The 24,624-nt window shown below is 58.1% G+C and carries 27 protein-coding genes and 1 tRNA gene; 10 read left to right on the forward strand and 18 right to left on the reverse strand.

What is annotated here, in order from left to right; translation table 11 throughout:
* Positions 1–287 precede the first annotated feature (287 nt).
* A complete protein-coding gene (locus tag JJN09_RS00465) occupies positions 288–578 on the forward strand; it encodes a DUF3077 domain-containing protein (protein WP_249484992.1) in 291 nt (96 codons plus the stop codon).
* 200 nt (positions 579–778) lie between these two features.
* Here JJN09_RS00465 and JJN09_RS00470 read toward each other — a convergent pair whose 3' ends face one another.
* The 8 genes from JJN09_RS00470 to dapA all read right to left on the reverse strand — a co-directional run bounded on the left by JJN09_RS00470 (position 779) and on the right by dapA (position 6,557).
* Positions 779–1,378, reverse strand: coding sequence for a DUF4326 domain-containing protein (locus JJN09_RS00470; protein ID WP_249484993.1), 600 nt, complete (start codon positions 1,376–1,378; stop codon positions 779–781).
* Positions 1,375–1,818 (reverse strand): DUF488 family protein, encoded by a 444-nt coding sequence (locus JJN09_RS00475; RefSeq protein ID WP_249484994.1) that lies wholly within the window; start codon positions 1,816–1,818, stop codon positions 1,375–1,377. Before JJN09_RS00475 ends, JJN09_RS00470 begins: the two co-directional genes overlap by 4 nt.
* 8 nt (positions 1,819–1,826) lie before the next feature.
* A complete protein-coding gene (locus JJN09_RS00480) occupies positions 1,827–2,486 on the reverse strand; it encodes a hypothetical protein (RefSeq protein ID WP_249484995.1) in 660 nt (219 codons plus the stop codon).
* A gap of 381 nt (positions 2,487–2,867) precedes the next feature.
* Positions 2,868–2,957: transfer RNA gene (locus JJN09_RS00485), tRNA-Ser, on the reverse strand.
* 83 nt (positions 2,958–3,040) lie between these two features.
* A complete protein-coding gene (gene purC / locus JJN09_RS00490) occupies positions 3,041–3,754 on the reverse strand; it encodes a phosphoribosylaminoimidazolesuccinocarboxamide synthase (protein WP_077571533.1) in 714 nt (237 codons plus the stop codon).
* A gap of 28 nt (positions 3,755–3,782) precedes the next feature.
* The gene (locus JJN09_RS00495; protein WP_249484996.1) at positions 3,783–4,541 is read right to left on the reverse strand and encodes an MBL fold metallo-hydrolase; all 759 of its coding nucleotides are present in this window, start codon (positions 4,539–4,541) and stop codon (positions 3,783–3,785) included.
* Positions 4,542–4,545: 4 nt separating this feature from the next.
* Positions 4,546–5,661, reverse strand: a complete 1,116-nt coding sequence (gene bamC / locus JJN09_RS00500) for an outer membrane protein assembly factor BamC (protein ID WP_249484997.1) — start codon at positions 5,659–5,661, stop codon at positions 4,546–4,548.
* A 17-nt stretch (positions 5,662–5,678) separates the two neighbouring features.
* Entirely contained in the window at positions 5,679–6,557 is an 879-nt protein-coding gene (dapA, locus tag JJN09_RS00505; protein ID WP_096819406.1) for a 4-hydroxy-tetrahydrodipicolinate synthase, read from the reverse strand.
* Positions 6,558–6,867: 310 nt separating this feature from the next.
* On the opposite strand from dapA, the gene JJN09_RS00510 reads away from it, so the two are divergent.
* Positions 6,868–7,428 carry a glycine cleavage system protein R gene (locus JJN09_RS00510; protein ID WP_249484998.1) on the forward strand — a complete coding sequence of 187 codons (561 nt, stop codon included), beginning with the start codon at positions 6,868–6,870 and terminating at the stop codon, positions 7,426–7,428.
* Positions 7,429–7,438: 10 nt separating this feature from the next.
* Positions 7,439–7,912 carry a peroxiredoxin gene (locus JJN09_RS00515; RefSeq protein WP_249484999.1) on the forward strand — a complete coding sequence of 158 codons (474 nt, stop codon included), beginning with the start codon at positions 7,439–7,441 and terminating at the stop codon, positions 7,910–7,912.
* A gap of 34 nt (positions 7,913–7,946) precedes the next feature.
* Here JJN09_RS00515 and JJN09_RS00520 read toward each other — a convergent pair whose 3' ends face one another.
* Together JJN09_RS00520 and JJN09_RS00525 are read right to left on the reverse strand one after the other, a co-directional pair.
* Positions 7,947–9,017 carry an AI-2E family transporter gene (locus JJN09_RS00520; protein WP_249485000.1) on the reverse strand — a complete coding sequence of 357 codons (1,071 nt, stop codon included), beginning with the start codon at positions 9,015–9,017 and terminating at the stop codon, positions 7,947–7,949.
* 32 nt (positions 9,018–9,049) lie between these two features.
* Positions 9,050–9,289 (reverse strand): sulfurtransferase TusA family protein, encoded by a 240-nt coding sequence (locus JJN09_RS00525; protein ID WP_249485001.1) that lies wholly within the window; start codon positions 9,287–9,289, stop codon positions 9,050–9,052.
* 97 nt (positions 9,290–9,386) lie between these two features.
* Between JJN09_RS00525 and JJN09_RS00530 the strand changes: the two genes are divergently transcribed.
* Positions 9,387–10,820, forward strand: a complete 1,434-nt coding sequence (locus JJN09_RS00530; RefSeq protein WP_249485002.1) for a M48 family metalloprotease — start codon at positions 9,387–9,389, stop codon at positions 10,818–10,820.
* Positions 10,821–10,898: 78 nt separating this feature from the next.
* Here JJN09_RS00530 and JJN09_RS00535 read toward each other — a convergent pair whose 3' ends face one another.
* The 4 genes from JJN09_RS00535 to rpoE form a co-directional block, all read right to left on the reverse strand.
* On the reverse strand, positions 10,899–12,347 hold the full coding sequence (locus JJN09_RS00535) for a DegQ family serine endoprotease (RefSeq protein WP_249485003.1): 1,449 nt from the start codon (positions 12,345–12,347) through the stop codon (positions 10,899–10,901).
* A 207-nt stretch (positions 12,348–12,554) separates the two neighbouring features.
* Positions 12,555–13,517, reverse strand: a complete 963-nt coding sequence (locus JJN09_RS00540) for a MucB/RseB C-terminal domain-containing protein (RefSeq protein ID WP_249485004.1) — start codon at positions 13,515–13,517, stop codon at positions 12,555–12,557.
* An 8-nt stretch (positions 13,518–13,525) separates the two neighbouring features.
* Entirely contained in the window at positions 13,526–14,113 is a 588-nt protein-coding gene (locus JJN09_RS00545) for a sigma-E factor negative regulatory protein (protein WP_065257639.1), read from the reverse strand.
* A 31-nt stretch (positions 14,114–14,144) separates the two neighbouring features.
* The gene (gene rpoE, locus JJN09_RS00550; RefSeq protein WP_003172477.1) at positions 14,145–14,726 is read right to left on the reverse strand and encodes an RNA polymerase sigma factor RpoE; all 582 of its coding nucleotides are present in this window, start codon (positions 14,724–14,726) and stop codon (positions 14,145–14,147) included.
* Between the two features lie 558 nt (positions 14,727–15,284).
* Between rpoE and nadB the strand changes: the two genes are divergently transcribed.
* Positions 15,285–16,901 carry an L-aspartate oxidase gene (nadB, locus tag JJN09_RS00555; protein ID WP_249485005.1) on the forward strand — a complete coding sequence of 539 codons (1,617 nt, stop codon included), beginning with the start codon at positions 15,285–15,287 and terminating at the stop codon, positions 16,899–16,901.
* On the opposite strand, the gene JJN09_RS00560 is transcribed toward nadB, so the two are convergent.
* Positions 16,870–17,322 (reverse strand): protein YgfX, encoded by a 453-nt coding sequence (locus JJN09_RS00560; protein WP_249485006.1) that lies wholly within the window; start codon positions 17,320–17,322, stop codon positions 16,870–16,872. The two genes, nadB and JJN09_RS00560, sit on opposite strands and share 32 nt — an antisense overlap.
* The gene (locus JJN09_RS00565; protein WP_007957989.1) at positions 17,306–17,560 is read right to left on the reverse strand and encodes a succinate dehydrogenase assembly factor 2; all 255 of its coding nucleotides are present in this window, start codon (positions 17,558–17,560) and stop codon (positions 17,306–17,308) included. Before JJN09_RS00565 ends, JJN09_RS00560 begins: the two co-directional genes overlap by 17 nt.
* A 149-nt stretch (positions 17,561–17,709) precedes the next feature.
* On the opposite strand from JJN09_RS00565, the gene JJN09_RS00570 reads away from it, so the two are divergent.
* Together JJN09_RS00570 and JJN09_RS00575 are read left to right on the forward strand one after the other, a co-directional pair.
* Positions 17,710–18,651, forward strand: a complete 942-nt coding sequence (locus tag JJN09_RS00570; protein WP_249485007.1) for a folate-binding protein YgfZ — start codon at positions 17,710–17,712, stop codon at positions 18,649–18,651.
* Between the two features lie 34 nt (positions 18,652–18,685).
* Positions 18,686–19,507: an HDOD domain-containing protein gene (locus JJN09_RS00575; RefSeq protein WP_096819418.1), complete on the forward strand. Its 822-nt coding sequence runs from the start codon at positions 18,686–18,688 to the stop codon at positions 19,505–19,507.
* Between the two features lie 3 nt (positions 19,508–19,510).
* Here JJN09_RS00575 and JJN09_RS00580 read toward each other — a convergent pair whose 3' ends face one another.
* Both JJN09_RS00580 and JJN09_RS00585 read right to left on the reverse strand, forming a co-directional pair.
* Positions 19,511–20,896, reverse strand: coding sequence for a sensor histidine kinase (locus tag JJN09_RS00580; RefSeq protein WP_249485008.1), 1,386 nt, complete (start codon positions 20,894–20,896; stop codon positions 19,511–19,513).
* Positions 20,889–21,560 (reverse strand): response regulator, encoded by a 672-nt coding sequence (locus JJN09_RS00585; protein ID WP_249485009.1) that lies wholly within the window; start codon positions 21,558–21,560, stop codon positions 20,889–20,891. The genes JJN09_RS00580 and JJN09_RS00585 overlap by 8 nt, the downstream gene beginning before the upstream one ends.
* A 237-nt stretch (positions 21,561–21,797) precedes the next feature.
* On the opposite strand from JJN09_RS00585, the gene JJN09_RS00590 reads away from it, so the two are divergent.
* Genes JJN09_RS00590 through JJN09_RS00600 form a run of 3 tightly spaced genes read left to right on the forward strand, consistent with a single transcriptional unit; the run spans position 21,798 to position 24,624 of the window.
* The gene (locus JJN09_RS00590) at positions 21,798–23,090 is read left to right on the forward strand and encodes an OprD family porin (RefSeq protein ID WP_192560018.1); all 1,293 of its coding nucleotides are present in this window, start codon (positions 21,798–21,800) and stop codon (positions 23,088–23,090) included.
* 39 nt (positions 23,091–23,129) lie between these two features.
* Positions 23,130–24,107 carry a tripartite tricarboxylate transporter substrate binding protein gene (locus JJN09_RS00595; protein ID WP_249485010.1) on the forward strand — a complete coding sequence of 326 codons (978 nt, stop codon included), beginning with the start codon at positions 23,130–23,132 and terminating at the stop codon, positions 24,105–24,107.
* Between the two features lie 58 nt (positions 24,108–24,165).
* Complete coding sequence (locus JJN09_RS00600; RefSeq protein WP_249485011.1) at positions 24,166–24,624, forward strand: tripartite tricarboxylate transporter TctB family protein; 459 nt, start codon at positions 24,166–24,168, stop codon at positions 24,622–24,624.

Below are 24,624 nucleotides of genomic sequence, written 5' to 3' on the forward strand. Positions count from 1 at the left end.
TTGGTAACCCGACGGAATAAGGCGCACCAGCGTCCCCATACAATTACGGCCGATATTCGTCTGTAGTTCTGTTTTATGGCGGCTGTGCGTGGGACGGCTTCGGCCGTGCCGGTTTCCTTGATTCCCCGGTTTACCAACCCGCGCATAGCTGCCACCCCATTCGCTTGGTATCGGATGCGGCAGCTCAAAAATCAAGGGAATTAAAAAATGCACATCAGCAACCGATTACGAAAGCCTCCCCTCCCCGCTTTACCTCTCCTCATGTCGAGCACATACGGAGGTGAAGAATGACTGACAAAACAGAAGAAAAAACTCTCGGCTCCACACCGTTTCTCTACTGCTCGGACAACCCATTATTCACCGTTAGCGCTGGAGTCCCCATAAGCAAAGCGTTGTCTCAGGCCTCCGACCTACTGGCCCTTGCCAAAGCACTTGCAGAGGATGCAGCGTTCATTCGAGAAACCGACCGATATGCCTGGGCAGCGCATTTCCTGACGGAGATGGGTAAGGCGGTTGTTGATGATGTGATGAAGGTAGTTTCACCGAAGACGGCCAGAGAACTGAGCACAGAAAAATAACGATCACGTAACACACCGCTTTCCAGCAAAAACGAAAAAGCCCCGCTTCTTTCTAGACACGGGGCTTTTCAAATATAGACGGAGGAAAAAATGGCGTCGACCCCATGGTATTCGAACAAAAAAACAAATACGCCCCCATTTCGTTTGAATAAATCCTAAGTGACCATCGACATTACGAAACGCTACTAGCTGAACCATGGTCACTTCCCATCATCTTGGGAGTTTAGATAATTTGCGATTACGTCTCCGTGACAGGCCGCAGGCTTGCAGTGACAACCTAGCGTCTTGCCTCTGAGCTTTTCGATGTTCTCATCAAATTTTTCGGGTAATTTCAAAAATCGCTTATCAAAATCATAAGCGAATTTGGCTATTACCTCATCGCGAGTGCCTTCCTTGCCCATCTGGTAAGGATTGCCCCATAGGGTTCCTCTACCAATGTACACATCGTAACTATCGCCCATGTCTTTGTTAGAGACTTTGGTGATTCTTAAATTTATCACCCTTGTAGGTATTTTTTTTTCTTGCAGTTCATCATACAAGGTGAAGAAACAGTTTCTTTCCTCATCTTGAAAAAGCACGGCATGCGTAACGACCTCTAACGCATCTTTATCTGACTTAAAAGAGGTCGTCTGCAACCCCTGAGACGTCGAATATTTTTCGATAAAACCATTTTCATCACGAACGAAAATAAGCTCTACTTTTTCAAGAGAGCTGATGATCCTATCGACTTTCCTTTCAAACTTAGAGTAAGAAAGGAATTCGTTAGGGTATGCAATTAAAACTTTTGCATCTTCTTTCATACTAGATCTTTAACAACCGCATCGGACTGATCCCACGCTTCCTTAAGATAGTTCGCAACCAGACGTCGATGACACTGGTGCGGTTGATGTTCACTGCAAAGCAAACACCCTTCGTCAATGACGTCTGGTTTAACGTGCTTTTCAATATTTCGTTTCGCCATGAGATTGAGGAATTTATCCTCATACTGCTGCCACGAAATTTCCTTTTTTTGGTATGGCGACAAAATCTCTTTTGTTGGTGCCAATTCTGGCAGGTGCACGTAGTCAACGTCGCATAATTCTTTTAGGAAATATTTCAAGTCATCCCTTTTGGCAAAGCCTGAGAGCTGAGAAATATTATTCAATCGAACATCAACAATCCGCTTTGTACCTGATAATTTTATCAAAGAGAAAAAGCGTTCTGCTTTTTTCTCTGTGAATCCGATAGTAAATATTTTCATTGGTTGCCTCAGAAAGCGTGAGCAATCAGCTTATAACTATCACCAGAGGCCAGTTTTTCACCTAAGCTAATCGTCAAATAGGAAATATTGCCTAGCTGATAGCTTCCAACCGCTCTATTTTGATAATCAAATACTAGTGTTGAGTCAGTTGCGGTCAGACCATAATTGACGCCGTTATAGTCGAAAAAAACTCGAACCTTCGGCTTATCACCATGCTCCATAGCAACCCGAATATGGACATTTTCGGGTCTGATTAAATAGAGGGATTTGATTGGGTTGGCCAGAAAAACGCTAGGAACCTTGTCATTTTTACCATAGGTACTGTCATGACCATTTTCCCAAAGCTGATCTGGAGAATCCACATAACCCGCTAAATCAGCAATTGTCAGCCGCCCCACTCGCTGCCATTTTTCATCAGATATAATCAGGTTTTCTTGTTGAAATGTTCCTTCCTGCTTAGCAGAAAAAGAAATTTGCATCACGTCAAGAGGAACCGCAAACCCACCCGTGGCATATTGGCGTTCCGCATCTAAAATCGCTCTGTTATCTTCTCTGTTGCCAACAGGTCGAACCCAATACCCTTTGTATTGGCCAGTAACGATTTTTCCGGCAACACATCGTGCCTTGTGCTTCCAAGAGTTTGCTAGACAGACGATCTGGTAAGACATGGTGACCCTTTCCTTGGTGGCGTAATGCCTCCATACTCACTGACATTTGTCTTAGGCGCAACACTACCTTGGTTCAGTCTTTCCTGCACTACTGCAGACCGCACCATGTCAAGCGGCTCTGCCGCTGAGCAAGAGCTTCTGACGCTCAATCGCTCGCGTGCAGTGCAAAGCGAGGCGAACCCCGGCGTTTCGCACCATAGTCGGTCATAGAGGGTGCTGGCCAGACGTGACGGTAGGACTTCATTATTCAACAAAAAATACAGGCGAAAAAAAACAGCGATTTGACCGCTGCAGTTTGGCAAAAAATTGCTACAAACCACTGCTACAAATCGCTGTTTCTGAACCCTCGTAACTCATTGAATTACAAAAGTTTTTCTGTAATGGCGGAGAGATAGGGATTCGAACCCTAGGTACCGGTGAAGGTACAACGGATTTCGAATCCGTCCCATTCGGCCACTCTGGCATCTCTCCAACGGCGCGCATCATAACAACACTTTTACCGAAAGCAAACCCTCTTTCGAAAATTTCTTCGTGCTATCAGATGCTTGCGTCGATTAAAGCGGCACGCCCAGACGGTTGGCGACTTCTTCGTAGGCTTCGATGACGTCACCGAGGCCCTGACGGAAGCGGTCCTTGTCCATCTTCTTCTTGGTGTCCTTGTCCCACAGACGGCAGCCGTCCGGGCTGAACTCGTCGCCCAGGACGATGGAGCCGTCGCTGAACACGCCGAACTCAAGCTTGAAGTCCACCAACAGCAGGCCGGCGTCGTCGAACAGTTTACTCAGGACTTCGTTGACCTTGAGCGACAGCTCTTTCATGCGAACCAGTTGCTCGGCGGTGCCCCAGCCGAATGCCACAACGTGGGACTCGTTGATGAACGGGTCGCCCTTGGCGTCGTCCTTCAGGAACAGTTCGAAGGTGTAAGGGTTGAGCTTCAGGCCTTCTTCAACGCCCAGGCGCTTGACCAGGCTGCCGGCGGCGTAGTTACGCACAACGCACTCGACCGGAATCATGTCGAGTTTTTTCACCAGCACTTCGTTGTCGGCCAGCAGTTTGTCGAATTGGGTCGGAATGCCGGCCGCTTCGAGTTTCTGCATGATGAAGGCGTTGAACTTGTTGTTCACCATGCCTTTGCGGTCGAGCTGCTCGATGCGCTTGCCGTCGAACGCCGAAGTGTCGTTGCGAAACAGCAGGATCAAGCGGTCAGCGTCGTCGGTCTTGTAAACCGATTTGGCTTTGCCGCGGTAGAGTTCTTCACGTTTTTCCATGATGGGCTCCGCTTGCTAAGTAGATGGGCTAGGCGATGTGGCGCCAGTCGAGCCCTGAATCTTGATCGGCCAGTTGCAGCCAGTCCGGGTCGCACCCGAGGGTGTCGACAAAACATTGCCGGGCCAGCTGCGGCAGGTTGTTCTTGCTGCTCAGATGGGCCAGGACCAGATGTTGCAGACCTTGCCAGCCCAACTCGGCCACCAGGAATGCCGCCTGATGGTTGTTCAAATGTCCCAGCTCGCCGCCCACCCGTTGCTTGAGAAAGTACGGGTAATGACCACGGGCCAGCATGTCGCGACAATGATTGGACTCGATCATCAACGCATCGAGGTCCCGATAACCGTCCAGCACCCGCTCGCAGTATGAACCCAGATCGGTCAACAGGCCGAAACGCCGCTCTCCGTCGCTGAACACATACTGGGTCGGTTCCTGTGCATCATGGGCCACGGCAATGACCCCGATGTCCAGAGCACCGATCTGCAGTTGCTCGCCGCCGGCCACGAAGCCTGCGGGCTCAATCGGTTTGCGCATCCCGCGCAGTGTGCCGCGACTGAGGTAGACCGGCAGATTGTAGCGCCGAGACAGCAAACCCACGCCATGCACGTGGTCGGCATGTTCGTGGGTTACGAGTATCGCGCTCAGTTGCGCCGGGCTCACACCCAGGCGCAACAGGCGTTTTTCGGTTTCCCGCAGGGAAAAACCACAATCCACCAGCACATACGTATCAGCACTGGCGATCAGCGTGCCGTTCCCTTGGCTACCGCTGCCGAGAACGGCAAAACGCATGGGATCAGCCCAGATTATCCTGAATCACGCTCAACACTTTGCGGGCCACATCGGCCGGGGCAACGGTGTTGATGTTTTTCTCGACGGTGACCTGAACGTTGTCGCCAACCTTGCTCAGGCGAACCTGATAACGCTCGGCACGGGCTTCAACTTCTTCCTTGGTCGGCGCACTGCCGAACAGGCTGCTGAAGAAACCAGGCTTCTCGTCTTTCTTCTCGGCTTTTTCGGCCAGGTTGATGTAGTACAGGCCCAGGCTGCGGTTGATGTCTTCAACGCGCCATTGGCCTTGCTCCAGGGCACGACCAACGCTCGACCAGGCACGGTCCAGGTCCGAACCGACGTTCAATACCGGGTTGCCGCTGCCGTCTTCGTTGAGGCTGACACGGCTCGGGGTATCGAAATCACGCGATGCCAGCATCGACACCGAACCGCCCTTCTCGGAGGTACGGCTCATGCTCGCGAGCATGTCGTCGACCAAAGCAGCGTCCAGGCCAGTGTTGACCGAACGGTTGGTGAAATCGACATTGGCGGTGCTGCCGGCAGGACGCTCGGCGCTGACCACGTAGATTTCACTGGTATTGCGCTGAACGCCCGGCTCGATGCGTACCCGCACGCGGGTTTCGCTGTCGGCACCGACGCCGGCGGCGCTCAGGCGCTTGGCCATGGCGGCGGACAATTCGTCGGAATGTTGCCAGGTGGTGGTGAATTCGCCGGTTTGCGGACGCTGTTCATCCAGACGGAAACCGTTGTCCTGGAAGAACTGCACAGCCACTGGCCAGACTTCGGCCGGTGGATGCTGGCCCATGACCCAGCGCGAATCACCGCTCTTCTGCAGCGAGTAGTCGCTGGCGTCGGCAATCGCCGACAGCGGTAGAGGACGAGGAACCACGTATTCGCCGGTGGCGGTGTCGTCGGCTACGTTACGCGGGATCGGCAGCAGCGGATCCAGGCGTTTGGAGGTGCTGACATCCGGTGGCAATTGCATCGGTGCAGTCTGTTTCGCTTCCAGGTAGTCGCTACCACGGTCGCGGAAATAACCTTCCGGGCCCCAGATCCATCCGCAGCCACTGGTGCTGGAGATAATCAAGGCAAGTGCGGAAAGTCCGGCCATTCGCTTCATGCGTTGTACTTCCTCAATTAAACCAGGACGCTGCACTGGCGCAGGGCCGAGCGCAACGTTTCATGACAAGGAGCGCTCAGCCAGGTCAGCGGCAGGCGGATGCCTTCGTGCATCAGGCCCATTTCGACCAAAGCCCATTTCACCGGGATCGGGTTGGCTTCGATGAACAGGTCCTTGTGCAGCGGCATCAGTTTTTCGTTGATGGCCCGTGCGGTCTCGGCGTCGCCCTTGAGCGCGGCCTCGCACAGGTCGGCCATTTCGCGCGGGGCGACGTTGGCGGTGACGGAGATATTGCCTTTGCCGCCCAGCAGGATCAGCTCGACTGCGGTCGGATCATCGCCGGACAACACGATGAAGTCTTTGCTCACGCCGTCGAGGATTGCCTTGGCACGCTTCAGGTCGCCAGTGGCTTCCTTGATACCGATGATGTTCGGCACGGTGGACAGGCGGATCACGGTCTCGGCCTGCATGTCGCAGGAAGTGCGGCCAGGAACGTTGTAGAGGATCTGCGGGATGTCGACCGCTTCGGCGATGTGCTTGAAGTGCTGGTACAGGCCTTCCTGGGTCGGCTTGTTGTAGTACGGGACTACCAGCAGGCAGGCATCGGCACCGGCCGCCTTGGCGTTGCGGGTCAGCTCGACGGCTTCGCGGGTCGAGTTGGCGCCAGTACCGGCGATGACCGGAATGCGACCGGCCACCTGTTTGACCACGGCTTTGATGACAGCAATGTGTTCTTCTACATCAAGGGTTGCCGACTCGCCGGTAGTACCGACCGCGACAATGGCATGGGTGCCGTTCTTGAGATGGAAGTCCACGAGTTTGCTGAGGCTGTCCCAGTCAAGACGCCCTTGTGCATCCATGGGTGTGACCAGTGCCACCATACTGCCCGCAATCATGAAACCGCTCCTGCCGGAAAAAGAGAGCGGTAATGGTACTGGCGCCAAGATGCTTGCACAAGCGAAGTACTGCGCCGCCATTCCCCTTGGCGCCGCTTTTCGCTACCCTTCAGACTTTGATCGGTACTGATCAGTTTGTACGCCGGGTTCCAGCCCCCCGTTTCGGCCTCCCAGACCCCTTCTACTGTCGCCGCCTTACGCTTCCTTATTATTGGAACCGTAGCGACAAAGGAATCGGGCCTCTCGGACTGGTATGTCCCGGCATTTAAGCCCTCACCCTACCGACCGCTCATCGCTTTAGGAATGCTGCATGTCCACCCCCACAGTTCGCGAACAATTCCTTGTCGTCAGTGCCCTCGGCGCCAATCCCATGGAGCTGACCAACGTCCTGTGCCGCGCCAGCCATGAAAACCGCTGCGCGGTCGTCACCTCACGCCTGACCCGTCACGGCGAGTGCAGCGCGCTGATCCTCGAGATCTCCGGCAGTTGGGACGCCCTGGCGCGCCTGGAAGGCAGCCTGCCGAGCCTGGCCAAGAAGCATGCGTTCACCGTCAATGTCGTGCGCAGCGCCGCCCTGGAAAATCGTCCTCAGGCCCTGCCTTACGTGGCTTACGTGTCCTCGGCCTATCGCCCGGACATCATCAACGAGCTGTGCCAGTTCTTCATGGATCACAACGTCGAGCTGGAAAACCTGACCTGCGATACCTATCAGGCGCCACAGACCGGCGGCACCATGCTCAACGCCACGTTCACCGTGACCCTGCCAGCCGGCACTCAGATCAGCTGGCTGCGCGACCAGTTCCTGGACTTCGCCGATGCCATGAACCTGGACGCACTGATCGAACCGTGGCGCCCACAGAACCCAATGTAAGGAAACTTTCATGGCCGTAGCTATCGATCAACCGGTTGCCGATTTCGAAGCGCCCGCCACCAGGGGGCAGACCGTCAGCCTTTCGGCTCTCAAGGGCAAGCAAGTGGTGATCTACTTCTACCCGAAGGACAGCACCCCGGGCTGCACCACCGAAGGTCAGGGTTTTCGTGATCAGTACGCGGCGTTCAAGGCTGCCAACACGGAAATCTTCGGCATCTCCCGCGACAGCCTGAAGTCCCACGAAAACTTCAAGTGCAAGCAGGAGTTTCCGTTCGAGCTGATCAGCGACAAGGACGAAGCCGTCTGCCAGCTGTTCGACGTGATCAAGTTGAAAAAGCTCTACGGCAAGGAATACCTGGGCGTGGATCGCAGCACTTTCCTGATCGACAAGAATGGCGTACTGCGCCAGGAATGGCGCGGCGTGAAGGTGCCGGCTCACGTTGATGCGGTGCTGGCCGCCGCTCAGACGCTGAACAAGGCCTGACCCTTTCGGCGCCCTGGCGGGCGCCGAATTGCTTTCAAAGCAGCGGCGCCACCACCGGCTCCTTGCGCGGCCACGCATCAAGCACAGCCTTGAACAGCGTCGCCAGCGGAATCGCGAAGAACACGCCCCAGAAGCCCCACAATCCGCCGAACAACAGCACCGCGCAGATGATCGCCACCGGGTGCAGGTTGACCGCTTCGGAAAACAGCAACGGCACCAGCACGTTGCCATCCAGTGTCTGGATGATCCCGTAGACCGCCATCAGATAGATGAACTGATCACTCCAGCCCCACTGGAACAGCGCAATCAGCATCACCGGCACCGTCACCACCACCGCCCCGACATATGGCACCACCACCGACACGCCCACCAGCAAAGCCAGCAGCGCCGCGTAGTTCAACCCGAGGGCGACGAAGGCAATGTAGGTCACCCCGCCACAGATCACGATCTCGATGACCTTGCCGCGAATGTAGTTGGCGATCTGTCGGTTCATTTCCTCGGCAACCCGGGTGATCAGGGCCCGCTCACGTGGCAAATAGCCGCGCACCCACTCGCCGATCATTACCCGATCCTTGAGGAAGAAGAACACCAGGATCGGCACCAGGACCAGGTAGATCATGATGTTCACCAGCAGCGGCAGGCTCGACAGCGAGAACGTCAGCGCCCATTGACCGAATTTGCCGATCTCCCCGCGCGCGGCTTCGATGGCTTGCAGCACCTGCTCGTCGGACACCAGATGCGGATAGCGCTCCGGCAGCAGCAACAGCAGCGATTGCCACTTGGCGAGCATGCCCGGTAACTCGTTGAACAGCGTGATCAATTGATGCCAGAGCAGTGGAAGCACCACGACAATGAATAGCATCAGCACGCCCATGAACAGGGCAAACACCAGACCAACCGCCACACCACCCGGCATGCGCAAGCGTTCAAGGGTAACCACCAGCCCTTGCATCAGGTACGCCAGCACCATCCCGGCCAGCACGGGCGCAAGCATTCCGCCAAGGGTAAGCACGGCGGTGAAGGCGAGAAACAACAACACCGCCAGCACCACCGCTTCCTCATCGGAAAAGTAGCGCTGAATCCAGTCGCGTAACACTTTGAACATCAATAATCCTTAGGTCTTTTACGCTGTCGATTTCAGGCTTTTTTCAACCAGTACCGGTAGACGCCCGCCTCGTCTTCTTCACGCAGCAGCGTATGACCGGCCAACCGGGCAAAGGTGCGAAAGTCGCGTTGCGAGCCGGCGTCAGTGGCGATCACCTTGAGTACCGCGCCGCTGGGCAACTTGTTCAGTTCCATCTTGGCCTTGAGCAACGGCAATGGACAGTTCAGGCCGCTGGCGTCCAGTTCACAGTCATGGGCTACAGCGTCGATCATGCGTTACTCCGGTTCAGAGGGTCAGGCTGCCTAGAATATCTGGTCGCAAGCCCGGTGTCCGGCTACAGTAAGGTCTTTGTCGACTAAGGCTTTGTGCATGACATTTTTGCGCCCTACCCTGCTGACGCTCGCTTGCCTGCTCGCCTCACCGGGCTTCGCCGACGACCTGCCGTCACTCGGTGACGCCAGTTCTGCCATTGTCTCGCCACAACAGGAATACCAACTGGGCCGCGCCTGGTTGGCGCTGCTGCGCAGTCAGGTTTCACAGCTCAACGATCCACAGCTCAAGGACTACGTCGAATCCAGCGTCTATAAACTGGTGGAAACCAGCCAGGTCAACGACCGACGCCTGGAGTTCATCCTGATCAACAGCCCGCAGCTCAACGCCTTCGCGGCACCGGGCGGAATTGTCGGGGTCAACGGCGGCCTGTTCCTCAATGCCCAGACCGAAGGTGAATACGCCTCGGTACTGGCTCACGAACTGGCTCACTTGTCGCAACGCCACTTCGCCCGAGGCGTCGAGGCGTCGCAGCGCATGCAGGTGCCGATGATGGCAGCTTTGCTGGCCGGGATCGTCATTGCGGCCGCCGGTGGCGGCGAGGCTGGTATCGCGACCATCGCCGGCACCCAGGCGGCGGCAATCCAGTCGCAACGGACCTTCTCCCGCCAGAACGAACAAGAAGCCGACCGCATCGGCATCCTCAACCTCGAGAAGGCCGGCTACGACCCGCGCTCCATGCCGACCATGTTCGAACGCCTGATGCGCCAGTACCGCTACGACGCCAAGCCGCCAGAATTCCTGCTGACTCACCCGGTGACCGAGTCGCGGATCGCCGACACTCGCAACCGTGCAGAACAGGCCAAGCCCGGCGGCATTGAAGACAGCATGCGCTATCAACTGATCCGCGCGCGGGTGCAACTGATCTACGAGGAAACCCCGGGCCTTGGCGCCAAGCGTTTCCGTGCACAGCTGGATGAGAACCCGAAAAACGACGTGGCCCGTTACGGCCTGGCGATTGCCCAGATCAAGGGCGGCCAGTTGAATGAAGCGCGGGAAAACCTGAAGCAACTACTGGAAAAATCGCCGAACGAGATTATCTATAACCTCGCGCAGGTCGATCTTGATATCACCAACAATCGTCTGGCGGAGGCGCAGTCGCGGGTCGACCGCATGCTGACGCAGTATCCGGGCAACTACCCGTTGAATCAGGTGCGAGTCGATCTGCTGTTGAAGCAGAACCGTACCGCCGATGCGGAAAAAGCCCTGGAAGGTCTCTTGAAATCACGCCCGAACGATCCGGATGTCTGGTATCAGGTGGCTGAGACCCGCGGCCTGTCGGGCAATATCATCGGCCTGCATCAAGCTCGTGCCGAGTACTTCGCGCTGGTTGGCGATTATCGCCAGGCCATCCAGCAACTGGACTTCGCCAAACGCAAGGCTGGCAGCAACTTCCCACTGTCGTCGCGTATCGATGCTCGTCAGCGCGAGCTGATGGAGCAGGAACGCATGATCAAGGACATGATGGGATAAGCCTGATCCAGGAAAAACTCCGGACACAAAAAAACCGCCTCTTTCGAGGCGGTTTTTTTTTACTCAACCGCTATTGGATCATTCAGCCAGCTTGAACGTTATGAAGCTGGCACGACCCTGACGCAGAACCCGCATCGAAACGGAGCGATTCTTCGGCAGCGCCTTGGCGATCTCGGAGAACTCCTTGGCCGAACCAATGGCCTGATTGTTTAGATGAGTGATGATGTCGCCTGGCTGCAGGCCTATCAGGGCGGCAGGACCGTCCTGCACTTCCTTGATCACCACACCACCCTTGAGGTCGTAGGTTTTCTTCTGGTCGGCAGACAGCTCAGCGACCGAAACACCCAGGCGATTGCTGTTGGTCTCGGCACCGGACTTCGGCAGGGCATCCAGTTCCTTGTCTTCATCAGGAATCGCACCGACAGTCAGCTCGACATTCTTGCGTTTGCCTTCACGAATCACTTCCAGATTGGCCTTGGCGCCAGCCTTCAGCGCGCCGACCAGATGAGGCAGATCAGCGGACATAACGATCGGTTGACCGTTCATGCTCAGGATCACGTCGCCCACTTGCAGGCCGCCCTTGGCTGCCGGACCGTCATCCTGGATCTGCGCCACCAGCGCACCGGCCGGTTTTTCCAGACCGAACGACTCGGCCAGATCCTTGTTCACTTCCTGAATGACCACGCCCAGCCAGCCACGGCTGACCTTGCCACCGCTCTTCAGCTGGTTGGATACATCCATGGCAACGTCGATCGGAATGGCGAACGAAACGCCCATGAAGCCACCGGAGCGGGTGTAGATCTGCGAGTTGATCCCCACCACTTCACCGTTCAGGTTGAACAGCGGACCACCGGAGTTGCCCGGGTTGATCGGCACGTCGGTCTGAATGAACGGCACATAGTTTTCGTTTGGCAAGCTGCGGCCAACGGCGCTGACGATGCCCTGGGTCACCGTGTGATCGAAACCGAACGGCGAGCCGATCGCGACCACCCACTGCCCTGCTTTCAGATCCTGGGATTTGCCGAGTTTGAGTACCGGCAGATCCTTGCCTTCGATTTTCAGCAGGGCCACGTCGGAGCGCGGGTCAGTGCCGATCAGCTTGGCTTTCATTTCACTGCGATCCGCCAGACGAACGAGGATTTCGTCGGCGTCGGCGATTACGTGGTTGTTGGTCAGGATGTAGCCATCCGGCGAGATGATGAAGCCTGAACCCAACGATTGCGCCTCACGCTGGCGATCACCACGCGGAGAACGCTGTTGCGGCGGCATGCCTCGCTCGAAGAACTCGCGCAGCATCGGCGGCAAGCCTTCCAGGTCTGGCATCTGCTGGTTCACTTTGCGATCCGGCAGCTTTTGCGTGGTACTGATGTTCACCACCGCAGGCGAGGCCTGTTCGACCAGCTGGGTGAAATCCGGCAGGTTGACCGAACTGGCCGCTTCAGCCGCCTGGACTGCAGGAACAGCCTGACCGAGCACGAGCACGGTGGCGACAATGGAAAGATAAGACTTCAAGCTTGGTATCGACATACAGCTCCCGTTACGACGAGCAGGGTTAAGCGATATGGAGCAAGGAACACCGGGAACCACAGGCCGGCATTTTTGTTCCGGGAACAACAAAACAAGGCCAGAGCCGTGAGGCTCTGACCTATAAAAAATTTTCGGATTATTTGCAAATGAAAATGCTCAGCAAACATTTCACGTCTCGATGACGAGGTGGAAACAGCTGGAATCAGCTCACTGCTTGCTGGTTGCAGCGCCATCATTGCGTATCGACAAAGCAATCCGCTCAGCGGTGCCGATTGGAATCTCGCCGACAACCGTCACCATCACTTCACCTTGAGGCGTGGTCAAGCGACGGGATACGGCAACGGTAGGGCCCAACTGAGTCCGGGTATCGGTGACGGTTGCACCGTTCAGCGGCTCGAGGAATACAGAGAAACGCGCCAGACCATCGTCATACAGCAGGCTGTTGACCTGCGTCCTGGTCTCGGGGTCCTTGTGCGAAGAACTGCTGGTGAGTTCAAAGCCAGGAGGCAGCCAGTCAGAGCGCCAGACCTGTGCTGTCTTGACGGCAGAAGCCTTGTCGCCTTCAAGGTTCACAGGCTTGCAATCGGCATCGGCCTGGAGATCCTTGTCGGACGGAACCTCAGAAGTCTCCAGTCGAGTGAACTGGAATCTTTCAAGCAACTGCCCGTTGTCGTTGAGCAGCAACGACTTGAGCGGCAAGCCCGTTTCCTTGTCCAGATGCAACTCGAATCCGTAGCGATGCTGATCGCGCGGCGTCAGCGACACGATCACCGCTTCACGCCCGGCCACACGCGACTTGCCGATGACGGCAAGGTCGTACCAATTCTTCAGCTTTTGAGGATCAAGCGGACGAGCAGCAGAGTTAGGAGAGTCCCCCAGCCCCGCAATCAGGGTGCCGCTGACGCATTGAGTATGCCCATCAACGCGCACGACTTCCTGAGCCGAGCCGTCGAGCTGAAGCAAACGCTCGCGGACCTGGCCATTCTGGACGCGATGCCAGATGTTATGGGTAGAGAAACTACCGTTACGCTCGTAAACGAATGTGCCGTGAAAGCTTTGCTGCTGCTCGGCCTGGCCCAGACGGGTCAGCCAATCCTGGGCCTCGTCGGCGTGGGCTGGAACAATGAACCAGCCACTGAGCAGAAGCGAAAGTAGAGGTATGGCGCGCATGATCCTCCTTAACGGTTTTCCAGACTTGCTGCACGCGCGTATGGCAATGCGCTTTCAGTACCCTTCAGCGCAGCTTGTTGAGCGTGTTGGCGCAAATAACCTGGTAGACGCTGATCGTGCCAGCCTGGCTGGCCTTGCAGCACACCGTTGGCCATAGGGCCGGTGGCTTCCGAACTCTCATTGTAGCCTGCCAATACTGCCGGGCCTTTGACTTGAGGAACGGCCAATGCTGGCTGATTGGATTGCTGCGCCAGTTCGACGCCGGCGATTTCGTCCTGGTTGTACAGACGAACACCCGCCAGAACGGCAACGGTCACCGAGGCTGCAACGGCCAGACGACCCAGGCTGCGCCATGGACCGCGGGACACTTTGGCTGGCGTGGCTTCATCTTCCAGCGCAGCAGACACTGCCGCAGCGAGATCCAGGCGTGGAAGCAGCAGATCCTTGTGCATGGCTGCCCGAGCGATCTGATAACGAGCCCAGGTTTCACGGGTTTCAACATCGTCCAGTGCATTGAGCACTCGACGCAATTCCAGTTCGTCCGCTTCGTTATCCATCACTGCGGACAGCGATTCCTGCAGGGCTTCACGACTCATGGCGTTCCTCTCTTGGCTGTCGCCGCTGTCTTTAGTTTTCCTGCAACAACGGCTGCAGGGCTTTATCGATGGCCTCCCGGGCGCGGAAAATCCGGGAGCGCACGGTACCAACCGGACATTGCATGACGCTCGCGATGTCCTCGTAACTCAGACCATCGAATTCGCGCAAAGTTAAAGCCGTGCGCAAATCCTCTGGCAGTTGCTGAATGGTTCGATGGACAGTGCCTTCGATCTCATCCCGCAGCAATGCGCGTTCAGGAGATTCGAGATCCTTCAGGCCGTGATCGCCGTCATAGAACTCTGCATCTTCGGAACTGACATCGCTATCCGGCGGCCGGCGGCCGCGTGAAACCAGATAGTTCTTCGCCGTGTTAATGGCGATGCGGTAAAGCCACGTATAAAACGCGCTGTCTCCGCGAAAATTTCCTAGTGCCCGGTAAGCCTTGATAAAGGCTTCTTGAGCGACATCCTGGGCTTCATGGGTGTCGTGCACAAAACGCACGATCAACCCGAGAATTTTGTGCTGATACTTCAACACGAGCAGATCGAAAGCTCGCTTGTCACCGCGCTGAACGCGCTCGACCAGCTGCTGATCCTCTTCCTGGGTTAGCATGAACACTCCTCGATAAACTCGGAGGAAGCTTGCATGGCTAAACGACCGGACTTGCAAACATAGACTCGGGCTTTTCGCAAAAGTTCTCCCCCTCCAAGCAAGTTTCCTGCGGGCTCTGATTTGGCACGCACGAAAAACGCAGCGCGGGATAAACCGGCTGCGCGAATAATCTTTTCATCGGCTCGCCGGCTAGAACCCAATCGCAGGTTCCGCATTGAAGCCGACACTTTCCCTTGTTTCGGGCAACTGTCTATTGATCTTGGGCCTCTGGCAAAAGTTCCAAATATTTATAGACGGGCCACGCCGACATTGGGCAACCATGAGCGGAAAAAGCGTGTTTCATCTGCGATACAGTCGCTTTTTCCCAAAACCGGTGAAAAAAACATCCGACAAAGCGTTCGTATTTTTCCGTCACGGTAGTTTCACAATGCCATATCGGCCCGGCTATTGTGCCGCCCCACCCCTCTATATACTAGTGGGCTGTGTGGCTGTCTCGACTCGCCCATCCGCCTGTCTTGCGCCAACCCCGACCCGGGTCGCTTTGAGCGGAATCCTGAAATGAGCCAACAGTTTCAACACGATGTTCTGGTGATCGGCAGCGGCGCTGCCGGTTTGAGTCTCGCGCTGACCCTGCCCGGTCACTTGCGCATCGCCGTATTGAGCAAGGGCGATCTCGCCAACGGTTCGACCTATTGGGCCCAGGGTGGCGTCGCAGCTGTGCTGGACGACACCGACACAGTCGAATCCCATGTCGACGACACGCTCAATGCCGGTGGCGGCTTGTGCCATGAAGATGCGGTGCGTTTCACCGTCGAGCACAGCAAAGAGGCGATCCAGTGGCTGATCGATCAAGGCGTACCGTTCACGCGCGATGAACAATCCGGCACGGAAGATGGCGGCTTCGAGTTCCATCTCACCCGCGAAGGCGGCCACAGCCACCGCCGCATCATTCATGCCGCCGATGCTACCGGCGCGGCCATCTTCACAACCTTGCTGACCCAGGCCAAACAGCGGCCGAACATCGAGTTGCTGGAACAGCGCGTAGCGGTCGATCTGATCACCGAACGACGCCTTGGGCTGGACGGCGACCGCTGCCTCGGCGCCTACGTGCTCAATCGCAAGACCGGTGAAGTCGACACCTACGGCGCTCGATTCGTGATCTTGGCTTCCGGCGGTGCCGCCAAGGTCTACCTCTATACCAGCAATCCCGACGGCGCCTGCGGTGATGGCATCGCCATGGCCTGGCGCTCGGGCTGCCGGGTAGCGAACCTGGAATTCAATCAGTTCCACCCCACTTGCCTGTATCACCCGCAGGCAAAGAGCTTCCTGATCACCGAAGCCCTGCGCGGTGAAGGCGCGCATTTGAAACTGCCGAACGGCGAACGCTTCATGCAGCGTTTCGACCCACGCGCCGAACTGGCCCCACGGGACATCGTCGCTCGAGCCATCGACCATGAAATGAAGCGCCTGGGTGTCGATTGCGTTTATCTCGACATCAGCCACAAACCCGAAGCGTTCATCAAGACGCACTTTCCGACGGTTTACGAGCGCTGCCTCGGATTCGGCATCGACATCACCAAACAACCAATACCGGTCGTACCGGCAGCGCACTACACCTGCGGTGGCGTCATGGTTGACCAACAGGGTCGCACCGACGTACCCGGGCTGTACGCCATCGGCGAAACCAGCTTCACCGGCCTGCACGGCGCCAACCGCATGGCCAGCAACTCTTTGCTGGAATGCTTCGTTTATGCCCGTTCGGCAGCCGCTGACATTCTCGAGCAACTGTCCGACATCGCCATCCCCCGCGCCCTGCCCGCCTGGGACGCGAGCCAGGTGACCGATTCCGACGAAGACGTGATCATCGCGCACAACTGGGACGAGCTGCGGCGCTTCATGTGGGACTACGTCGGCATCGTGCGCACCAACAAACGCCTGCAACGCGCACAACATCGCGTGCGTCTGTTGCTGGACGAAATCGACGAGTTCTACAGCAACTATAAAGTCAGTCGCGACCTGATCGAATTGCGCAACCTGGCACAAGTGGCGGAGTTGATGATCCGCTCAGCCATGGAACGCAAAGAGAGCCGAGGCTTGCACTACACCCTCGACTACCCGGATCTGCTGCCCGAAGCCCTCGACACTATTCTGGTGCCGCCCACCTACGCCGGCTGAACTTGAGCCGTACCCGCAGGCGTCGGTGCAGATCCGCCGCCTGCGAGTCCCATGGCACACAGATCGCTCTGACTCTCCGCTCATCGCGCAGACGAAAGCGCAGCAACACGATCAATGGCAACGCCAGGCTGTCCGGGTGCAACTGCACCGGTTGCCAGCCATCGGCCTGATTCCACAACTGCCAACCATCGGCGTCACGACGCAACCCACAGAATGCCTTGGGATGACTCAACAGAATCTGACGGGGCAACACCCGCGCAGCATGGATCAGACAGGCGCCTGCACCGAGCAGGCTGACCCAGAAAGGCAGGACAAGCAGAAACAGAGCGCACAGGGCGAACGCCTGGGCCAGGAGATACGCCGCCAGCAATTGCTGTGAGGCCTGCCAGCGGCATTCGAACGTGTTACTTGGGCTGGACACGATCCAGAATCATGCGAACCATGCGTTGCAGCTCGGGATCTTCAGACTCGCTGCGCTCCATGAACCAGCCGAACATGTCCTGATCCTCGCACTCGAGCAGGCGGACATACAGCGCGCGATCCACCTCGTTCAGATTCGCGTAGACCTCTTTCACGAACGGCACCAGCAGCACGTCAAGCTCAAGCATGCCGCGACGGCTGTGCCAAAAGAGGCGATTCAGTTCAACTTGTTCGACCATGGAGCCCTCCTCAAATAGGCGGCAAGTATACAGGCCCGACACGGGGCGAACAGTCGGCTTTGGTCGGGCACCACCGATCCTTTATCAACTACCCATTTCACCACCACCCCCTTATGATGTGCCCCAGTCTATTTACCCTGCGATGACCCATGGCCGATTCTGCTTTTTTCTGCACCCTGTCTCATGAAGGCGTTCTCGCGGTTCGCGGCGCGGATGCCGGCAAATTTCTGCAAGGCCAGTTGACCTGCAACATCAATTACTTGAGTGATACCCAGGCCAGCCTCGGTGCCCGCTGCACGCAGAAAGGCCGGATGCAGTCGAGTTTCCGCATCGTGCTGGAAGGCGACGGCGTACTGCTGGCAATGGCCGGCGAGTTGCTGGAGCCACAACTGGCAGATCTGAAAAAGTACGCCGTGTTCTCCAAATCGAAACTGACCGACGAAAGCGCCTCATGGGTGCGCTTCGGTCTGGACCATGGCGATGCAGCCCTGAGCATCCTGGGTCTGGAACTGCCGGCAGAAACCGACAGCGTGGCCCGCCACGAAGGGCTGATCGCTATTCGCGTCTCCCCGAACCGGGCCGAGCTCTGGGTGCCGGCCGATCAAGCCGACAGCATCAAAGGCAAGCTGTCCGCGCAACTGAGCGAAGGCGAACTCAATCAATGGCTGCTGGGACAGATCCGCGCCGGTATCGGCCAGGTCATGCCGAGCACCCGTGAGTTGTTCATCCCGCAGATGCTCAACCTGCAAGCCGTCGGCGGCGTGAGTTTCAAGAAAGGCTGCTACACCGGTCAGGAAATCGTCGCGCGCATGCAGTACCTGGGCAAGCTCAAGCGTCGCCTGTACCGCGTGCAACTGGATGCGAGCGAATTGCCGGAACCGGGCACCCCGCTGTTCGCCCCGAGCCACGGCAGCTCCATCGGCGAAGTGGTGCTGGCCGCCCGAAGTGAAAAGAATATTGAACTGCTGGCGGTGTTGCAGGCCGAAGCTGCCGAAGCGGGCGATTTGCATCTGGGCACGGCCGAAGGTCCGGCGCTGCACTTGCTCGACCTGCCTTACGAACTGGATCGCGACCGCGAAATCCAGCGTTGATCGCAGCATTTGTGCAACGCCCTAGAGAAACGACATGAGTGAGCTGGCGGATAAGGTCCAACAGGATTTGGTTGAGGCCATCGATAACGATGACCTGGTTCTGCCAACGTTACCGGAAGTGGCCCTGCAGATTCGCAAGGCCGCTGAAGATCCGGATATCAGCGTCAGCGACCTGAGCAAAGTGATCGGCCGTGACACGGCGCTGTCGGCGCGGCTGATCAAAGTGGTCAACAGCCCGCTGCTGCGCGCGACCCAGGAAGTCACCGACCTGCACACCGCGATCACCCGGCTGGGCGTCAATTACAGCAGCAACCTGGCGATCGGCCTGGTGATGGAGCAGATCTTCCACGCCCGCTCCGACGTGGTCGAACAGAAGATGCGCGAAGTCTGGCGCAAGAGCCTGGAAATTGCCGGGGTCAGCTACGCCCTGTGCCGTCGCTATACCCAGCTCAAGCCTGACCAGGCCGCGCTGGGCGGATTGGTGCACCAGATCGGTGTGCTGCCAATCCTGACCTATGCCGAAGACCACTATGAATTGCTGTCCGACCCGGTCAGCCTCAACCATGTGATCGACCACATTCATCCGCTGCTGGGCGACAAGTTGCTGCGGGTCTGGGAGTTCCCCGAGCGGCTGGTGGAGTTGCCGGGGCTGTATCAGGACTTGAAGCGCGACTCGTCGCAGATCGATTACGTGGATCTGGTGCAAGTGGCCAGCCTGTATTGCCACAAAGACACTGACCATCCCCTCGCCCGCATCGACCCTTTCAGCGTGCCAGCCTTCCGCAAACTGGGGATCGATCCGGACAACAAAGTTTTGTGTGCCGACCTGGAAGAGTCGCGATCGATGTTTTACTGATCGTCAGCCGGCAATAAAGCTGACCCGCACCTTTAACCCCGCCTGCTCGCCATCGTGCAACGTGATCTGTGCCAGATGCGCGCGGCAGATTTCCCCGACAATCGCCAGCCCCAGCCCGGAACCGGCAACCTGCTGGTTGCGCCGGTAGAAGCGCTCGAACACCCGATCCCGATCATCCTGTGGAATGCCCGGGCCGTCGTCTTCAACCTCCAGCACTGCCGGCGACAGCACCCGCAAGATCACATTACCGCCCGACGGCGTGTGCGCCAGTGCGTTGTCCACCAGATTGCTCAGCAGTTCGTTGAGCAATGTCGGCTCGCCGCGCAACCAGACCGGTTCGTCCGCCTCCAGCGCCAATGCCACGCCACGCGCATGGGCCAGCGGCGCCATGGCCATGCCCAGTTCACGGGCCAGCTGGCTCAGATCAAGCAACTGCGCGCCACCCTCGGCAATCGCCCGGGCGCCGTTTTCCACCCGGGCCAGCGACAGCAACTGGTTGGCCAGATGGGTCAGCCGATCGGTGCTTTGCGCCGATGATTCCAGGGTGTCGCGCCAGGTCTGCGGCTCGCTCGAGCGCAAGCCCAATTCAAGACGCGCCTTGAGCGCCGCCAGCGGCGTGCGCAGTTCGTGAGCCGCATCGGCGATGAATTGCGCCTGACGTTCGAACTGCCCGCGCAAACGCTCGGTGAAGTGATTGAGCGCCCGCACCAACGGCCACAATTCGTGCTGCACTTCCACCAGCGGCAAGGGCCGCAGGTCGTCGGGCTGACGCTCTTCGACTGCGGTGCGCAAACGCTCGATCGGCCGCAACGCCGCGCTGACCGCAAACCACACCAGCAACAACGCGCCAATCGCCAACATGCCCAATCGCAGCAAGGTGTCGGCCGCCAGACTGCGGGCCATGCTGACGCGTGCTTCGTCGGTTTCGGCGACACGGATTTCCGCCATACCGTTCATGTTGGGCTCGGTTACGGCTTTCAACAGACTGACGACCCGCACGTTCTGGCCCTGATACGTGGCGTTGTAAAAACGCGCGAGCGCCGGGTAGCTGTCGGTTCTCGGTGTTCCCGGCGGCGGGCCCGGCAGGTTTTCGTAGCCGGAAATCAGCTTCTGATGGATGTCGTTGACCTGGTAATAAATGCGTCCCGCGCTGTCGTAGGCGAAGGTGTCGAGGGCCACGTAAGGCACGTCGGCGCTGAGGCTGCCGTCACGCTGCGAGAGGCCGGCGGCGATGGTGCGCGCCGACGCCAGCAAGGTGCGGTCATAAGCGGTGTCGGCAGCTTCGCGGCCATTCCAGTAAGCGCTCAGGCCGCTGGCCAGCATCAATACCACCAGCAACAGCGCGAGGTTCCACAACAACCGCCAGCGCAGGCTGCTGGGCTTATGCATCACGGCTTTCCAGCAGGTAGCCAAGACCACGGAAGGTCACGATGGCCACCGGTTGGCCGTCGAGTTTCTTGCGCAGGCGATGCACGTAGATTTCGATGGCGTCGGGGCTGGCCTCTTCGTCGAGACCGAACACTTGCGACGCCAGTTGTTCCTTGCTCATTACCCGGCCCGGGCGCGCGATCAGCGCTTCAAGCACCGCTTGCTCGCGGGACGTCAGCGTCAGCAATTCATCGCCGAGGGTGAAGCGCCGAGTATCCAGGTCATAAGCCAGCACACCGCAGCGTTGCTGACGCTCGCCGCCGAGCACACTGCGGCGCAGCAAGGCTTTGACCCGTGCCTCAAGCTCGGTCAGTTCGAACGGCTTGGCCAGATAATCGTCGGCACCGAGATTGAGCCCATGGACCCGATCCTTGACGTCACTGCGGGCCGTCAGCATCAGCACCGGCAGGTTCTTGCCCCGGGCCCGCAGGCGCGCCAGCACTTCAAATCCGTCCATGCGCGGCAGGCCGACATCGAGGATCGCCACCGCGTATTCCTCGCTGCCCAGCGCCAGGTCAGCGGCCACGCCATCGTGCAACACGTCCACGGTCAGACCGGTGCTCTTGAGCGCCTGGGCGACGCTTTCGGCCAGTGGCAAATGGTCTTCGACGAGCAGAACACGCATGGATCTTTACCTCATTCAGGGATGGCCGACGCCATTCTTTGTCGCGGAGTTTACAGCCGCAACCGCCGCTGTGAAGCCCGAAATCCGGGAAAGTCAGCTGAAAGGTTAGCGAAAGGTTAGGCCGTTAGAGTCGGCCCACGGACAGTTCCGACTGCCGTCGCTGATGCCACACAGCGATAAGAAAAACGCCTCGAAGCGTTTTCGACCAATAAGAACAATAAACGGAGTACACCTCGCATGCCGTCCTTGCAGACCAAGGCTCTTACGCCTGTTCGTCCTTCCCGTTTCAGCCACACCGCCCTTGCCAGTGCCGCCGCCCTCGCCGGTTTCGCACCGATGAGCTACGCCGATTTCATCGAAGACAGCTCCGCCACCTTCGAAACCCGCAACATGTATTTCAACCGCGACTTTCGCGACGGCACCAGCGCCCAGCAATCCAAGCGCGATGAATGGGCCCAGGGTTTCATGCTCAATCTGCAATCGGGCTACACCGACGGCACCGTGGGGTTCGGTGTCGATGCGCTGGGGATGCTGGGGGTCAAGCTCGATTCGAGCCCGGACCGCACCGGCACTGGCCTGCTGCCAACCCACGATGACGGACGCGCGGCGGACGAATATTCCAAGGTCGGCCTGACCGGCAAAGTGAAGATCTCCGCCACCGAACTGAAAATCGGTAGCCTGATTCCGGAATTGCCGATCCTCAAGCCGAACGACGGACGCATCCTGCCGCAGACCTTCGAAGGCGGTTTGCTGACCTCCAAGGAGATCAAGAACCTGACCTTCACCGGCGGACGCCTGGACAAAGCCAAGGACCGCGACAGTACCGATTTCGAGGACATTGCCCTCAACAACAAGAATGGCCGCTTTGCTGGCACCGTTGCCGGCAAGCATTTCGACTTTGCCGGCGTGGACTACAAGTTCACCGACAAGATCACCGGCAGTTACCACTTCGCCCAACTCGACGAAGTCTACAACCAGCACTTCTTCGGACTGGTCGCTTCGCGGCCGATGGGTCCAGGCACTTTCGCCACCGATCTGCGTTTCGCCGTCAGTGACGATCAAGGTGCCGCCCGTGGTGGCGAGATCGACAACCGCTCGCTCAACGGTCTGGTCAGTTATGCCCTGAGCGGTCACAAGTTCACCGCCGGTTATCAGCACATGTCCGGCGACAGCGCATTCCCGTATGTCGATGGCAGCGACCCGTACCTGGTCAACTTCGTGCAGATCAACGACTTCGCCGGCGCCGAAGAACGCTCGTGGCAGGCGCGCTACGACTTCGACTTCGCCAAACTCGGTATCCCCGGCCTGAGCTTCATGAGTCGCTACTTGAGCGGTGACAACATCAAGCTCAAGAACGGTGACGAAGGCAAAGAGTGGGAGCGCAACACCGAGATCAAATATGTAGTACAAAGCGGCGCCCTGAAGGACGTTGCCGTGCGTTTGCGTAATGCCACTTACCGTTCCAACTACTCCGCTCGCGATGCCGATGAAGTGCGTCTGCTGGTGAGCTATAGCGTTGCCCTTTGGTAATTCAGTACGTCCATAACAACAACTCCCAAGGAGACATAGATGAACTTATCACTGCGTAAAGTTGCTCTAGCCGCTGGCGTCATGCTGTTCGCCGGCCAACTGATGGCCGAACCGAAGCGTCCGGAATGCATCGCCCCAGCCTCCCCCGGCGGCGGTTTTGACCTGACCTGCAAACTGGCGCAAAGCGCGCTGGTCAACGAAAAACTGCTGACCAAACCGATGCGCGTGACCTACATGCCCGGCGGTGTCGGCGCGGTGGCGTACAACGCGGTGGTCGCCCAGCGTCCGGCGGATGCGGGCACACTGGTGGCGTGGTCGAGCGGTTCTCTGCTGAACCTGGCACAGGGCAAGTTCGGACGTTTCGATGAAACCAACGTGCGCTGGCTGGCGGCGGTCGGCACCAGTTACGGTGCCATCGCGGTGAAAAGCGATTCGCCCTACAAGAACCTCGACGATCTGGTACAGGCGCTGAAAAAAGACCCGAGCAAAGTGGTGATCGGTTCCGGCGGCACCGTGGGTAGCCAGGACTGGATGCAGACCGCACTGATCGCAAAAGCCGCCGGGATCAACCCGCGCGACCTGCGTTACGTCGCCCTCGAAGGTGGCGGCGAAATCGCCACCGCTCTGCTCGGCGGCCACATCCAGGTCGGCAGCACCGACATCTCCGACTCCATGCCACACATCCAGAGCGGTGATATGCGCCTGCTGGCAGTCTTCGCCGAAAACCGCCTCGACGAGCCGGAAATGAAAGGCATCCCGACTGCCAGGGAACAGGGTTACGACATCGTCTGGCCGGTGGTGCGCGGCTTCTACCTCGGGCCGAAAGTCAGCGACGAAGACTACGCCTGGTGGAAAAACGCCTTCGACAAACTGCTGGCCTCCGAAGAGTTCGCCAAGCTGCGCGATCAGCGTGAACTGTTCCCGTTCGCCATGACCGGCCCGGAGCTGGACACCTACGTGAAGAAGCAAGTCGCGGACTACAAAGTGCTGGCCAAAGAGTTCGGCCTGATCCAGTGATCGTCTCTGTCTAGCGGTCATGGCCTCGCGCATCGAGGCCGTGGCCCAGGAGTTCCTCATGCTCGTTCAACGCATCTTTGCGTCGGTACTGCTGCTGGCTTGCGTCAGCCTGATACTGATGGCCTGGCCTTATCAGGCACCCTTTTCCTACGAACCGATCGGCCCTCGCGCCTTCCCGTTGCTGATGCTCGGGCTGATGGGGCTGGCGCTGGTCTACATGATCTACCGCCCCTCCCCGATCAAACACACCGAAGAAGACCCGCCGCTGGACCGCGAAACACTGAAGAAAATCGGTGTCTGCGTGTTGTTGCTGGTGGTGTTCGCCGGTCTGTTCGAACCCTTGGGCTTCATCCTCAGCAGCATTCTGGTCGGCATTCCGATGGCCCGTCTGTACGGAGGCCGCTGGCTGCCCGGCTCGATCATCATCAGTTTGCTGAGCATCGGCCTGTACCTGCTGTTCGACAAAGTCATGGACGTTCCACTGCCTCTGGGCCTGCTCGACGTTCTGGAGAACTGA

It is taken from the genome of Pseudomonas sp. HS6 (genome assembly GCF_023375815.1).
Classification (GTDB): Bacteria; Pseudomonadota; Gammaproteobacteria; order Pseudomonadales; family Pseudomonadaceae; genus Aquipseudomonas.

Bases quoted from the DNA above. Each gene is read 5' to 3' on its own strand.
- JJN09_RS00465 (WP_249484992.1), top strand. From the start codon at position 288: ATGACTGACAAAACAGAAGAAAAAACTCTCGGCTCCACACCGTTTCTC.
- JJN09_RS00470 (WP_249484993.1), bottom strand. From the start codon at position 1,378: ATGAAAGAAGATGCAAAAGTTTTAATTGCATACCCTAACGAATTCCTT.
- JJN09_RS00475 (WP_249484994.1), bottom strand. From the start codon at position 1,818: ATGAAAATATTTACTATCGGATTCACAGAGAAAAAAGCAGAACGCTTT.
- JJN09_RS00480 (WP_249484995.1), bottom strand. From the start codon at position 2,486: ATGTCTTACCAGATCGTCTGTCTAGCAAACTCTTGGAAGCACAAGGCA.
- purC (WP_077571533.1), bottom strand. From the start codon at position 3,754: ATGGAAAAACGTGAAGAACTCTACCGCGGCAAAGCCAAATCGGTTTAC.
- JJN09_RS00495 (WP_249484996.1), bottom strand. From the start codon at position 4,541: ATGCGTTTTGCCGTTCTCGGCAGCGGTAGCCAAGGGAACGGCACGCTG.
- bamC (WP_249484997.1), bottom strand. From the start codon at position 5,661: ATGAAGCGAATGGCCGGACTTTCCGCACTTGCCTTGATTATCTCCAGC.
- dapA (WP_096819406.1), bottom strand. From the start codon at position 6,557: ATGATTGCGGGCAGTATGGTGGCACTGGTCACACCCATGGATGCACAA.
- JJN09_RS00510 (WP_249484998.1), top strand. From the start codon at position 6,868: ATGTCCACCCCCACAGTTCGCGAACAATTCCTTGTCGTCAGTGCCCTC.
- JJN09_RS00515 (WP_249484999.1), top strand. From the start codon at position 7,439: ATGGCCGTAGCTATCGATCAACCGGTTGCCGATTTCGAAGCGCCCGCC.
- JJN09_RS00520 (WP_249485000.1), bottom strand. From the start codon at position 9,017: ATGTTCAAAGTGTTACGCGACTGGATTCAGCGCTACTTTTCCGATGAG.
- JJN09_RS00525 (WP_249485001.1), bottom strand. From the start codon at position 9,289: ATGATCGACGCTGTAGCCCATGACTGTGAACTGGACGCCAGCGGCCTG.
- JJN09_RS00530 (WP_249485002.1), top strand. From the start codon at position 9,387: ATGACATTTTTGCGCCCTACCCTGCTGACGCTCGCTTGCCTGCTCGCC.
- JJN09_RS00535 (WP_249485003.1), bottom strand. From the start codon at position 12,347: ATGTCGATACCAAGCTTGAAGTCTTATCTTTCCATTGTCGCCACCGTG.
- JJN09_RS00540 (WP_249485004.1), bottom strand. From the start codon at position 13,517: ATGCGCGCCATACCTCTACTTTCGCTTCTGCTCAGTGGCTGGTTCATT.
- JJN09_RS00545 (WP_065257639.1), bottom strand. From the start codon at position 14,113: ATGAGTCGTGAAGCCCTGCAGGAATCGCTGTCCGCAGTGATGGATAAC.
- rpoE (WP_003172477.1), bottom strand. From the start codon at position 14,726: ATGCTAACCCAGGAAGAGGATCAGCAGCTGGTCGAGCGCGTTCAGCGC.
- nadB (WP_249485005.1), top strand. From the start codon at position 15,285: ATGAGCCAACAGTTTCAACACGATGTTCTGGTGATCGGCAGCGGCGCT.
- JJN09_RS00565 (WP_007957989.1), bottom strand. From the start codon at position 17,560: ATGGTCGAACAAGTTGAACTGAATCGCCTCTTTTGGCACAGCCGTCGC.
- JJN09_RS00570 (WP_249485007.1), top strand. From the start codon at position 17,710: ATGGCCGATTCTGCTTTTTTCTGCACCCTGTCTCATGAAGGCGTTCTC.
- JJN09_RS00575 (WP_096819418.1), top strand. From the start codon at position 18,686: ATGAGTGAGCTGGCGGATAAGGTCCAACAGGATTTGGTTGAGGCCATC.
- JJN09_RS00580 (WP_249485008.1), bottom strand. From the start codon at position 20,896: ATGCATAAGCCCAGCAGCCTGCGCTGGCGGTTGTTGTGGAACCTCGCG.
- JJN09_RS00585 (WP_249485009.1), bottom strand. From the start codon at position 21,560: ATGCGTGTTCTGCTCGTCGAAGACCATTTGCCACTGGCCGAAAGCGTC.
- JJN09_RS00590 (WP_192560018.1), top strand. From the start codon at position 21,798: ATGCCGTCCTTGCAGACCAAGGCTCTTACGCCTGTTCGTCCTTCCCGT.
- JJN09_RS00595 (WP_249485010.1), top strand. From the start codon at position 23,130: ATGAACTTATCACTGCGTAAAGTTGCTCTAGCCGCTGGCGTCATGCTG.
- JJN09_RS00600 (WP_249485011.1), top strand. From the start codon at position 24,166: ATGCTCGTTCAACGCATCTTTGCGTCGGTACTGCTGCTGGCTTGCGTC.